General features: G+C 68.1%; 11 protein-coding genes. 4 read left to right on the top strand and 7 right to left on the bottom strand.

The window, feature by feature from the left end; all coding sequences use genetic code 11:
* Positions 1–24: 24 nt before the first annotated feature.
* Positions 25–1,014 (top strand): acetamidase/formamidase family protein, encoded by a 990-nt coding sequence (locus GNX71_RS19215; RefSeq protein ID WP_206173800.1) that lies wholly within the window; start codon positions 25–27, stop codon positions 1,012–1,014.
* Positions 1,015–1,018: 4 nt separating this feature from the next.
* Here the strand turns inward: GNX71_RS19215 and glp are convergent, their stop codons facing one another.
* The 5 genes from glp to GNX71_RS19190 all read right to left on the bottom strand — a co-directional run bounded on the left by glp (position 1,019) and on the right by GNX71_RS19190 (position 6,259).
* Positions 1,019–2,338: a gephyrin-like molybdotransferase Glp gene (gene glp / locus GNX71_RS19210; protein ID WP_206173799.1), complete on the bottom strand. Its 1,320-nt coding sequence runs from the start codon at positions 2,336–2,338 to the stop codon at positions 1,019–1,021.
* Positions 2,335–2,991: a molybdenum cofactor guanylyltransferase MobA gene (gene mobA / locus GNX71_RS19205; RefSeq protein ID WP_206173798.1), complete on the bottom strand. Its 657-nt coding sequence runs from the start codon at positions 2,989–2,991 to the stop codon at positions 2,335–2,337. Before mobA ends, glp begins: the two co-directional genes overlap by 4 nt.
* Entirely contained in the window at positions 2,988–4,136 is a 1,149-nt protein-coding gene (gene moaA / locus GNX71_RS19200; protein ID WP_206173797.1) for a GTP 3',8-cyclase MoaA, read from the bottom strand. Before moaA ends, mobA begins: the two co-directional genes overlap by 4 nt.
* A 57-nt stretch (positions 4,137–4,193) precedes the next feature.
* The gene (locus tag GNX71_RS19195; protein WP_206173796.1) at positions 4,194–5,477 is read right to left on the bottom strand and encodes a serine hydrolase domain-containing protein; all 1,284 of its coding nucleotides are present in this window, start codon (positions 5,475–5,477) and stop codon (positions 4,194–4,196) included.
* Between the two features lie 80 nt (positions 5,478–5,557).
* Positions 5,558–6,259, bottom strand: coding sequence for a hypothetical protein (locus GNX71_RS19190; RefSeq protein WP_206173795.1), 702 nt, complete (start codon positions 6,257–6,259; stop codon positions 5,558–5,560).
* Positions 6,260–6,450: 191 nt separating this feature from the next.
* On the opposite strand from GNX71_RS19190, the gene GNX71_RS19185 reads away from it, so the two are divergent.
* Together GNX71_RS19185 and GNX71_RS19180 are read left to right on the top strand one after the other, a co-directional pair.
* The gene (locus GNX71_RS19185) at positions 6,451–7,092 is read left to right on the top strand and encodes a superoxide dismutase (protein WP_206173794.1); all 642 of its coding nucleotides are present in this window, start codon (positions 6,451–6,453) and stop codon (positions 7,090–7,092) included.
* Between the two features lie 11 nt (positions 7,093–7,103).
* A complete protein-coding gene (locus GNX71_RS19180; protein ID WP_241026979.1) occupies positions 7,104–8,033 on the top strand; it encodes a ZIP family metal transporter in 930 nt (309 codons plus the stop codon).
* A gap of 123 nt (positions 8,034–8,156) precedes the next feature.
* On the opposite strand, the gene GNX71_RS19175 is transcribed toward GNX71_RS19180, so the two are convergent.
* Positions 8,157–9,590 (bottom strand): aldehyde dehydrogenase family protein, encoded by a 1,434-nt coding sequence (locus GNX71_RS19175; RefSeq protein ID WP_206173793.1) that lies wholly within the window; start codon positions 9,588–9,590, stop codon positions 8,157–8,159.
* 55 nt (positions 9,591–9,645) lie between these two features.
* A complete protein-coding gene (locus GNX71_RS19170; RefSeq protein ID WP_206173792.1) occupies positions 9,646–10,200 on the bottom strand; it encodes a peroxiredoxin in 555 nt (184 codons plus the stop codon).
* 129 nt (positions 10,201–10,329) lie between these two features.
* Between GNX71_RS19170 and GNX71_RS19165 the strand changes: the two genes are divergently transcribed.
* On the top strand, positions 10,330–11,904 hold the full coding sequence (locus tag GNX71_RS19165; protein ID WP_206173791.1) for a phospholipase D family protein: 1,575 nt from the start codon (positions 10,330–10,332) through the stop codon (positions 11,902–11,904).
* Positions 11,905–11,907: the final 3 nt, after the last annotated feature.

The raw sequence follows: 11,907 nt of genomic DNA, 5'->3' as shown, positions 1-11,907 counted from the left end.
AAAACCCATCAAGGAGAACACCGGATGAACTGGTTCGACCAATCGATCATGCACACGCGAGGCCTGGGCCGCGGGCGCAGCGTGGACACGCACGAGCTCACCGAAGCGAAGCAGGGCAAATTCCACTTCACCATCGGCCCCTACACCGAGCCCGTGATGACGGTGAAGCCCGGCGACCGCATCGTGGTGGAGACGCGCGACGCCTTCGACGGCAAGGTGAAGACGGAGCAGGACCTGCCTTCCAAGGTGCTGACCATGCCCTTCGTGAACCCGCAGAACGGGCCGATCATGATCGAGGGCGCCGAGCCCGGCGACACGGTCGCGGTGCACATCGAATCGATGGCGCCGCGCGGGCCCAATCCGCGCGGCACCTGCTGCATGATCCCGGACTTCGGCGCGCTCAGCGGCACGGCCTTCACCGCGCTGCTGAACCAGCCGCTGCCCGAGACGGTGCGCAAGATCGACGTCGACGAAGAGGGCGTCTACTGGAGCAAGCGCGTCACCTTGCCCTACAGGCCGCACATCGGCACGCTGAGCTGCTCGCCCGAGATCGACTCGATCAACAGCCTCACGCCCGACCAGCACGGCGGCAACATGGACCTGCCCGACATGGGGCCCGGCAGCATCACCTACCTGCCGGTGCGCACCGCGGGCGGGCGCCTCTTCATCGGCGATGCGCACGCCTGCCAGGGCGACGGCGAGGTATGCGGCACGGCGGTGGAGTACCCGAGCCTCACGACCATCCGCGTGGACCTCATCAAGGGCTGGAAGCTCGAATGGCCGCGGCTGGAGACCCAGGACATGATCATGGCGATCGGCAGCGCACGGCCGCTGGAGGACGCGACCCGTATCGCGTACAAGGAACTCATCCTCTGGATGGAAGCGGAGTACGGCTACGACCGCTGGGACGCCTACATGATGCTGAGCCAGTGCGGCAAGGTGCGGCTCGGGAATTTCGTGGACCCGAAGTACACGGTGGGCGCGGGCATCTCCAAGCAGTACCTGGCGCCCTGAACCGCTAGATCACGCCGTCGAACAGCATCACGTCGACTTCTTCGCCCGCGGCGACGTGGCCCTGGTCATGGTGCAGTACCACGAGCCCGTTGGCCTCGACCATCGAGCTCAGCACGCCAGAGCCCTGGTTGCCTGCAACGCAGACCTCGGGCAGCGAACCCGTCACGGCCTTCACGAACCCCCGCTGGTACTCGGTGCGCCCGGGCTTCTTGCGGATCGGCCCGGTGCTGCGCGCACGCAGCAGCGGCGGCGGCGCCGAGGCCGCATCGTGGCAGCCCATCATCCGCAGCAACGCGGGCCGCACGAAGGCGAGAAAAGTGACCATCACGGCGACCGGATTGCCGGGCAGGCCGAATAGCACGGCAGGGCTCGCTTGCTCGCCGCCGTCGCGTGGAATCAGGCCCACGGCCAGCGGTCGGCCGGGGCGCATCGCGACATGCCAGAACGCCATTTCGCCGACTTGCTGCATCACGTCGCGTGTGTGATCGGCAGCGCCGACGCTCACGCCGCCGCTGGTGACGATCGCATCGGCTTCGCGCGCGGCGCGTTGCAGCGTCGCGGCCAGCGTGGCGGGGTCGTCGTGCACGAGGCCCAGGTCGATCACCTCGCAGCCCAGGCGCGTGAGGAGACCGAAGACTGTGTAGCGGTTGGAGTCGTACACAGCGCCTTCGCGCGGCGGCTCGCCGATGCACAGGATTTCGTCGCCGGTAGAGAAGTAGGCGACGCGCAGCTTCCGAAGTGCAGTCACGCCCGGCAGGCCGAGGCTGGCCACCATGCCGAGGGCAGCCGGCGAGAGCCGCCCGCCGCGCTGGAGGGCCGGCTGGCCTTTCATGAGGTCTTCGCCTGCGAAGCGGCGGTTGTCGCCGCGGCGCAGCACGCGGTCGGGGAAGCTCACCACGTCGCCCTCGACCTGGCAGAACTCCTGCGGGATCACGGTGTCGAGGCCGGCCGGCATCATCGCGCCGGTCATGATGCGCACCGCGTCGCCCGGGGCCAGCGCGCCGCGCCAGGCCGCGCCGGCGAGTGCGGTGCCCACCACGCGCAGCTTGATGGAGTGGTCGGCGGGGGCGTCGGTCGGCAGGATGGCGCCATCGAACGCGTAGCCGTCCATCGCCGAGTTGTCGTGCGGCGGCACGCTCACGGGCGAGACGATGTCTTCGGCCAGCACGCGGCCGAGCGCCTCGCGCAGCGGAACGCTCTCGCGCTGCGTGACGACCAGGGGCGCGACCAGCCGGGCCAGGAAGGCCTGGACGGCATCGACGCTGAGCGCGTCGGTGTTGTCATGGCCCGGAAGGGCGGCGGCGATGTCGGCGAGGCTGCTCATCGGTTTTCGAGTGCTTGCAATTCGGCGAGCGTGTTGGCGTTGAAGAAGGCGTCGGGCGCATCGCCGGGCCGGTCGAAGGGGACAAGCACGGTGCGGTGCTGCGCCGTCCATGCCTGGACCTTGCGGCCGCCGGCTTCGGTGAAGCGCAGCAGGCTTTCGCGGAGGTTCGTGCGCAGCAGGCAGAACACGGGCTGCGGGCGCAGGGCGGGCACGCCGTCGCCTTCGGAATCCGGCGCGCTGACCATGGCGATTTCCGCGTCGTCGGCGGCGAGTGCTTCGGACAGGCGCGCCGCAAGGTCGAGCGGAAAGAGCGGCGTGTCGCAAGGCACGGTGAGCAGGAAAGACGTGGCGCAATGCTGCGATCCCGCGAGGAAGCCCGCGAGCGGCCCTGGATAGTCCGCCAGGCTGTCGGCCAGAACCGGAGCGCCGAACGCTTCGTAGGTCGCGATGTTCCGGTTGGCATTGATCATCACCTGGCCGACCTGCGCGCCCAGCCGCCGCACCGCGTGCAGCGCGAGCGGCTCGCCGTTGAAGTTCTGCAGGCCCTTGTCGACGCCGCCCATGCGGGAGCCGCGTCCGCCGGCCAGCACCAGGCCGGTGATGTCGGCAGGCGCGATGGCGGGGTGCGCGGGCATGGCGGCAGCCCGCGTCATCCGCCGATGTAGCTCATCTCGACGCGGCGCGGCGCCTTGTCGTTGGCATCGCCGCGATCGGCGTGGTCGGGGCCGCGCAGCTCGGAGTAGCGGTCGGCCCGGCCCTGCCAGATGTGGCCGATGGCGGAGGAAATGTCGTCGTCGCTGGCCGCGCCGCGCAGCAGCGGGCGCAGGTCGTGGCCGGCGCTCGCGAAGAGGCACAGGTACAGCTTGCCCTCGGTCGACAGGCGCGCGCGGCTGCAGTCGTGGCAGAAGGCCTGGGTCACGCTGCTGATCACGCCGATCTCGCCGCCGCCGTCGGCATAGGCCCAGCGCTGGGCGGTTTCGCCGGGCGTGGTGGCCTCGAGCGGCACCAGCGGAAACTCTTCGGCGATGCGCGCGATGACGTCGGCCGAAGGCAGCACCTCGTCCATGCGCCAGCCGTTGGTGGCGCCCACGTCCATGTATTCGATGAAGCGCAGCACCACATTGCCGCCATGGTGCTCGCGGAAGTAGCGCGCCATCGGCAGGATCTCCTGCTCGTTGGTGCCGCGCTTGACCACCATGTTGACCTTGATGGGCCCCAGGCCCGCGGCCTGCGCCGCGTCGATGCCGGCCAGCACGTCGGCCACCGGGAAGTCGACGTCGTTCATGTGGCGAAAGACCGCGTCGTCCAGGCTGTCCAGGCTCACCGTCACGCGCTGCAGGCCGGCGGCCTTGAGCGTGGCGGCCTTGCGTGCGAGCAGGGAGCCGTTGGTGGTGAGGGTGAGGGCCAGCGGCTGGCCATCGGGCGTGCGGATTTCGGCGAGCTGCTCAATCAGCCCCTCGATGTTCTTGCGCAGCAGCGGCTCGCCGCCGGTGAGCCGGATCTTGCGTACGCCGTGTGCCGCGAACAGGCGGGCCAGCCGCGTCATTTCCTCGAAGCTCAGGAGCGCGCTGTGCGGCAGGTACTTGTAGTCCTTGTCGAACACGTCCTTGGGCATGCAGTAGCTGCAGCGGAAGTTGCAGCGGTCGGTCACGCTGATGCGCAGGTCGGTCAGCGGGCGGCCCAGGCGGTCGAGCAGCAGGCCCGTGGCGGGCACGGCGATGTCCGGCACGGCCACGGCGGGGGGCGTGCGGCCGATCTGGGTGATCGGAATGACGGTGCTGCTGCTGCTGTTCTTCATGGCTTCGAGGGGAGGGCCCGATTTTGCGCCAAGCCTCAAGGACCTGTTGGGCGCAGGCTACTTGATCACGGCCGCATAAATCATGTCCCGGGTCAAGGATCTGTAATGTGTCCGGTATTTCGGCGACTGCAGCATCAGCACCACGAACATCTCGTTCTTCGGGTCCACCCACATGTAGGTGCCGCCCGCGCCGCCCCAGTTGTATTCGCCGCCGGCCGAGGGGTAGGGCGCCTCGCCGTCGTTGCGGCGCACCGCGAAGCCCAGCCCGAAGCCGTAGCCCGGGCCCGGCAGGTAGAGCGGGCCGGGCACGATGCCGGCGCCCGCGTTGGAGTGGTCGGCGGTCATCAGCGAGAGGCTGCGCGGGCCGAGATAACGCTTGCCGTCGAGCGAGCCACCGTTCAAGAGCATCTGCAGGAAGCGCGCGTAGTCGCTGGCCGTGGACACCAGCCCGCCGCCGCCCGATTCGAGCTTGCGCACGATGCGCGGGTCGTTCAGGTCGGCGCCCACGCCGAAGCTGCGGTCGGTGGGGAGCGGCTCGGCAATGCGCGGCTGGCGGGCCGGCTCGGGCACGTAGTAGGTGGTGTCCTTCATGCCCAGCGGGTCGAACAGGCGCGCCTTCTCGAACTGGTAGAGCGACTGGCCCGAGACCACCTCGATCACGCGGCCCAGGATGTCGGTCGACTGGCTGTAGTCCCAGGTCGTGCCTGGCTGGTAGGCCAGCGGCAGCTTGGCCAGGCGCTGCGAGAACTCGGCCAGGGTCGGGTCGTTGGCGCCCAGGCCCGCCGCGTTGTAGGCCTGCTTGACCAGGCCTGGACCGAAGAAGCCGTAGGTCAAGCCCGAGGTGTGGCGCATCAAGTCCTGCACGGTGATCGGGCGGCGCGCGGGCACGGTCTCGAGCACCGGCTTGCCGTCGGCGCCGGGCTTCTCGACGCCGACGGTCATGGTGGCGTATTCGGGCAGGTAGGTCGAGATCGGGTCGTCGAGCTTCAGGCGACCGTCTTCCACCAGCATCATCGCGGCCACCGAGGTGATGGGCTTGCTCATCGAATAGATGCGAAAGATGCCGTCGCGCTGCATCGGTGTGCCCGCCGCGGGGTCGAGCTTGCCGACCGGTTCGAACCACGCCACCTTGCCTTGCCGGGCCACCAGCAGCACCGCGCCCGGGATCTTGCCGCTGGCCACATCGGCCTTGAGCACGTCGGTGAGCATCTGCAGGCGCTCGGTCGAAAGCCCGACCCGCTCTGGTGTGGCGGTCGGCAGCGATTGCGCCGCGGCCAGCAGCGGAATCGCCAGGCTCAGGCCGAGTGCGGCCGTGCGCAGGGTGCGCTTGAAGAACTTCATGGTGTTGTCTCCGTCCTGTCGTTGATGGAATCTGGCATGACGGTCTTAGCGCCGTCTGGGAGTCGGGGTTGGGTCTGAGGCTAGCCCCGGCAGAGCTTCAGGTTCGTGCGGGCCGCGCGGACCACGGGCAGGATGTCGTCGGCGTCGGCGGGCGGGTATTGATCTTTCACGCCCTGGTCGGTTCGCGCGGCATCTTCGGCGAGTGGCTCGAGCGTCTTGAGGCAGGCCGCGCGGTCGCCGAGCTTGAACTGCGTGAGCGCTAGGTCGTTGCGGATGCGGCCCGTGGTGATCCAGTCGAGCGTCTTGCCGCAGTTGCCGAGCACGGGGGCGAGGGTGGCCAGGGCGGTGGTGTAGTCCTTGGCGTCGTACTGGCGCTTGAAGGTCTTGCGCGTTGCGGCCACGGCCTTGTCGGCGCAAGCCGGCGTCGGCTTGATGAAGGTGCCCTCGAACGAGGCGCGCATGCCGCAGCTCTGGCGGCAGTCGTCCGAGCCGTTCGTGCCGACCTCGATGTTGCCGCTCTTGAGCGTGAAGTTCACCACGCAGGTTGTGTCGTCGATCTTGGCCTTGCCGCGGACGATGGTGCCGTCCAGCGTGCACATGTGGGCGTTGGAGCCGACGGTGGTGATGTCGAAGTGCCCGTTGGGCTTGACCCGCAGCGAACCGCCGCCGCCTTCGTAGATGTAGTCGCCGGCCGGCGGGGTGGCGAGCTGGGCGCTGGCCATGCCGGCGCCGAGCAGCAGCAGGAATGTCGCGACGGCGGGCAGGATGCGATGCGGTTTCATCGGTGCGAAGCCTTTCAGGGGGACGCGGGGCAGTGTATCGGCCTCGTTTTGTCGTGGCGCCATTTGGCTTGTTTGCGCCATCTCTGGGAGTGATGTCTTGACATGGACAATGAGAATTACTATCATCTGAGCGCCTGAATACGCAGCACGTCGACAACGCAAAGGGCTCTTCAACCAAGGAGCTTCCGACCGTGCCGTACACCCTGCCAGCCTTGCCCTATGCCTTCGATGCGCTCGAACCGCACATCGACGCGCAGACGATGGAAATCCACCATGGCAAGCACCACCAGACCTACGTGAACAACCTCAACGCGGCCGTCGAGGACACGCCGCATGAAGGCACGCCGGTCGAGCAACTGATCGTCGACATCGACCGACTGCCCGAGGCGCTGCGCGCGCCGGTGCGCAACAACGGCGGCGGCCATGCCAACCACAGCCTGTTCTGGACCGTGATGGCGCCCGTCGGCCAGGGCGGCGGCGGCACGCCCACGGGCGACCTCGCCAAGGCCATCGACGCCGACCTGGGCGGTTTCGATGCCTTCAAGGAAGCTTTCACCAAGGCCGCGCTCACGCGCTTCGGCAGCGGGTGGGCCTGGCTCGGGGTCGCCAAGGGCGGCAAGCTCGCGGTGGAGAGCAGCGGCAACCAGGACAGCCCGCTGATGCGCGGCATCGGCTCGGGCAACACGCCGATCCTCGGGCTCGACGTGTGGGAGCACGCCTACTACCTCAAGTACCAGAATCGCCGCCCTGAATACATGGCGGCGTTCTACAACGTCGTGAACTGGGCCGAGGTGGCCCGCCGCCACGCCGCCGCGATCGCCGCCGGCCGCTGAGGACATCGCCCATGAACGACGAGTCGCAACACCCGCAGGGCACGGTCGTGACGGCGCGGTCGAGGCCGACGCCCTCGACGCGCGAATGGATCGGGCTGGCGATCGTCACCGCTGGCGCGCTGGCGCTGGTGTCGCAGTTCTGGCAGTTCGTGCGGGCCGATCCGATGGTGTGGAACGCCTTGCTCGGCGGCTCCGTGGCCGCGCTGGCGACGGCGCTGGGCACGCTGCCGGTGGTGTTCTCGCAGAAGCTGCCTGAGCGGCTGCAGGACACGCTCTTCGGTTTCGGTGCCGGCGTGATGCTGGCGGCCTGCGCCTTCTCGCTGATCATCCCCGGCCTCGATGCGGCGAAGAACATCGGTGTCTTTGGCGGCGGTAGTTGGGCTGCGGGCGGCGTGATCGGCGCGGCCATCCTGCTGGGCGGCATCGTGCTCATGGTGATGGACCGCGTGCTGCCGCACGAGCACTTCATCAAGGGGCGCGAAGGACAGTCAGCCAAGCAGCTGCGGCGCACGTGGCTCTTCGTGTTCGCGATCGCGCTGCACAACGTGCCGGAAGGCCTGGCCATCGGCGTGGGCTACGCGGGCAACAACGGCCTGCGAGCCGATGCGCTGGCCACAGGCATCGCGATTCAGGACGTGCCGGAGGGGCTGGTGGTCGCGGTGGCGCTGCTGGCGGCCGGCTACAAGCGCTGGTTCGCGGTCGTGATCGGCATGGCTTCGGGGCTGGTCGAGCCGTTGGGTGCGGTGCTGGGCGCGGCGGTGGTCGGCCATTCGGCGCTGCTGCTGCCCTGGGGGCTGGGTTTCGCTGCGGGCGCGATGCTGTTCGTCATCAGCCACGAGATCATTCCGGAGTCGCACCGAAAGGGGCACGAGGCCTTTGCGACCAGCGGGCTGATGCTTGGCTTCGTGCTGATGATGTTGTTGGACACAGCGTTGGGGTAAGACTTTCCCCATCTCCTTCGTGGGACACCGCGGAACCGGCTTTGCCGGGCCGCTGGTGTCGCCCCCGGCGAGGGGGTTGGCGAAGCGACACGAAGTGCGCGTAGCCTGGGGGAGAGCCTATTGCTAGCCGTGCTTGACGGCGACGGTCTTCAGCGTGGTGAACCCGTACAGCGCTTCGAAGCCCTTTTCGCGGCCGTAGCCCGACGACTTCACGCCGCCGAAAGGCAGCTCGACGCCGCCGCCCGCGCCATAGTTGTTGATGAACACCTGCCCGCTGCGCACGCGCCGGGCCATGCGGAACTGGCGCGAGCCGTCGGCCGTCCACACGCCGGCAACAAGGCCGAACTGCGTGGCGTTGGCCAGCGCCACCGCTTCGTCTTCGTCGGCGAACTGCATCGCGGCGAGCACCGGGCCGAACACCTCTTCCTGTGCAAGGCGATGGCCGACCGGCACGTCGCGCAGCAGCGTGGGTGCCTGGTAGAAGCCGGTTTCTGGCGCTTCCTCGACGACGATGCCCTGCGCCACCATCGGGATGCCGGCATGCTGCGCATCGCTCAGGAAGTCCCACACGCGCTGCTGCTGCGTCTGGCGGATCAGCGGGCCCACGTCGAGGTCCATGGCCGCGGGGCCCACGCGCAGGGCTTCGAAGGCGTGGCCCAGGCGCTCGAGCAGCGGCTCGTAGATGGCGCGCTGGATCAGCACGCGCGAGCCGGCCGAACAGGTCTGGCCGGCGTTCTGCACGATGGCGTTGATGACCACGGGAATGGCCGCATCGAGGTCGGCGTCAGCGAAGATGATCTGCGGGCTCTTTCCCCCCAGTTCGAGCGTGACCGGGCAATGCCGCTCGGCCGCCACCTGCTGGATCAGCGTGCCGATCTTCGGGCTGCCGGTGAAGCTGATGTGGTCGATGCCTTCGTGCCGCGCGAGCGCATCGCCCACTTCATGGCCGTAGCCGGTCACGATATTCAGAGCACCGGCCGGAAACCCGACTTCTGCTGCCAGTTGTGCCACGCGGATCAGCGAGAGGCACGCATCCTCGGCCGGCTTCACCACGCACACATTGCCCGCCGCCAGTGCACCGCCCACGCTGCGCCCGAAGATCTGCATCGGGTAGTTCCACGGAATGATGTGGCCGGTGACGCCGTGCGGCTCGCGCCAGGTGAAGACGCTGTAGCCGTCCTGGTAGGGGATGGTCTCGCCGTGCAGCTTGTCGCAGGCACCGGCATAGAACTCGAAGTAGCGCACCAGCGCCACCGCATCGGCGCGCGCCTGCTTGACGGGCTTGCCGCAGTCGCGCTGCTCGATCAGCGCGAGCTCGTCGACATGCTCGGCGATCTTCAGCGAGAGCTTGTAGAGCAGCCGGCTGCGGTCTGCGGCGCTGACCTTGTGCCATACGCCCTCGAAGCAGTCGCGCGCGGCGCGCACGGCGGAATCGATGTCGGCGGCGTTGCTGCGCTGGATTTCGTCGAAGGGCTGGCCGTCGGACGGGTCGATGACCGGGAGGGTGCGGCCGGAGGAGGACGGGACGTCGGCGTTGGCGATGTAGTTGAGCTGCATGGGGCGGGATTTTGCGCGATGCGCGCCAAACCCATGGCCCCGGGGCCGGCTTGCCTTACTTCGCTGCCGTGGCTTTCGGCAGCGCCCGCACCGCATTCAGCATGCGCTCCACATGCTTGTCCGGATTCAGGTTCTGGTAGTAGTAGGCGACCTTGCCGTCCGGCGAGATCACGTATGACAGCCGGTTGGCGAAGTCCGGCCGGGTCTGCATCAGCGCGTCGAAGCCGTTGATCACGGTCTTGGCTTCGTCCGATGCCACCGGAAACCGGCTCTGGCAGGATTTGACCGAGAACTTCGAGAGGGTGTCGATGTCGTCGGCCGACACGCCGATCACGGTGGCGCCCAGCGCAGCGAACTTGTCGACCGCCTCGGCGAAGGCGTGGGCCTCGATCGAGCAATCGTTGGAGTCGGCCGCCGGAAAGAAGTACAACACCACCGGTCCCTTGGCGAGCGCGTCGGCCAGCGAGTAGCGGAAGGTCTTGCCGCCCAGCGCGGCGTTGGCGGTGAACTTGGGCACGGGGTCGCCGATGTCCAGGGCGGCCCAGGCGGGGTGAGCGAGGGCGGCAAGGGCCGTCATCAGGGCGATGCGTGAGAGGATCGAGCGGGCCATGATGTAACTCCGTGCGGATGTGACGCGAATTCTAGGACCGCGCACCTTTCGCAGGGGCGGAATGAAACTGACGCACCCCGGCCGGCGTATTCATGGCAACGACTGAAAAAACGAAAGACGGAAATCATCATGAACGGCTGGGATCGACTTCTGCGCATGGCGCTCGCGGGCTTTCTGCTGGCAGTGCTCGCTGCCTGCGGCTCGCTGCCGCCGGCGAGAGAGCGGCCCGCCGAGCACGCCGCCTCGGCCGACCCATCGACCAAGTTGGCAAAGATCGCGGCCGACTCCACGCCGCCCGGCGAGCATTCCGGCTTCCGGCTGATGCCGCTCGGCGTGTACTCGCTCGACGCGCGCATCCAGCTCGCGCAGCGCGCCCAGCAGTCGCTGGTGGTGCAGTACTACCAGCTCGAGAACGACGCGGTCGGCCGCCTGCTGCTGCGCACACTGCGCGAAGCCGCGGCGCGCGGCGTGAAGGTGCGGGTGCTGGTGGACGACCTCTACACCGTCAAAAGCCAGCAACTGCTGCTGGCGCTGTCGGAAACGCCCAATGTGCAGGTGCGGCTCTACAACCCGTTCTGCTGCGGCCGTAACGGTTTTCTCTCGCGCTTCGCGGCTTCGCCGTTCGAGATCGTGCGGCTCAACCACCGCATGCACAACAAGCTCTTCATCGCCGATGGCGTGATGGCGGTGGTGGGTGGGCGCAACATCGCCGACGAGTATTTCGTGCTGAGCGAGGCGCAGAACTTCATCGACATGGACGCGCTGGTGGTCGGCAAGGTGGTGCCGCAGCTCGAATCCATCTTCGACGCCTACTGGAACAGCGTGCAGGTCTGGCCCATCGCAGACATCGTGAAGGGCGAGGGCGGCCGCATGCCGGGCAGCGCGGAGTTCGACGACTGGATCGGCATGGCCGCGCCGCCGCCGAAGATCGTGCTGCCGCCGTCCGACATCCTGGGCTATGGGCCGATCGCCGAAGAGCTCGACGGCGGCCGCATGGGCCTCCTGTGGGGCGAGGCGCGCGCCATCGCCGACCCGCCGACCAAGCCCGCGACCATGACGGCCGAGGAGGCCATCTCCACCAGCGTGACGATGAAGGTCTGGGGCCTCCTGATGGACGCCAAGACCGAGGTCGACCTGACCTCGCCGTATCTCGTGCCGGGCGAGCGCGGCATGGCGGCGTTCGACGACCTGGCCAAGCGCAAGGTCAAGCTCACGCTGCTGACCAATTCGCTGGCTGCCAACGACGAGCCACTGGTGCACACCGGCTATGCCCGCTACCGCGAGCGGCTGCTGCAAAGCGGCGCCGACCTGTACGAACTGAGCCCGCAGCGCACCAGCAAGGGCGAGCGCTTCGGCATGTTCGGCAAGTCGCTCGGCCGGCTGCACGCCAAGACCGCCGCCATCGACAAGACGCGCATCTTCATCGGCTCGATGAACCTGGACCCGCGCTCGGCCAGCCAGAACACCGAGATGGGCCTCGTGGTGGACAGCCCACAGCTGGCGCGCGAGATGCTGCGCATCATCAACATCAGCAAGCTGCAGAACTCCTACCGGCTGCGGCTGGCCAAGGACACCGGCACGCTGCAGTGGCTCACCAACGATGGAGAGAAGGAGGTGATCCTCACCTCCGAGCCCGAGTCGGGGTTCTTCCAGCGCTTCTACAACATGCTCATCGCGCCCATCGTCCCCGAGATGCTGTTGTAGCCT

The organism is Variovorax sp. RKNM96, from assembly GCF_017161115.1.
Taxonomy (GTDB): domain Bacteria; phylum Pseudomonadota; class Gammaproteobacteria; order Burkholderiales; family Burkholderiaceae_C; genus Variovorax.
The sequence above is the reverse complement of the archived record's forward strand: the minus strand, read 5'-3'. Positions and strand labels throughout refer to the sequence as shown.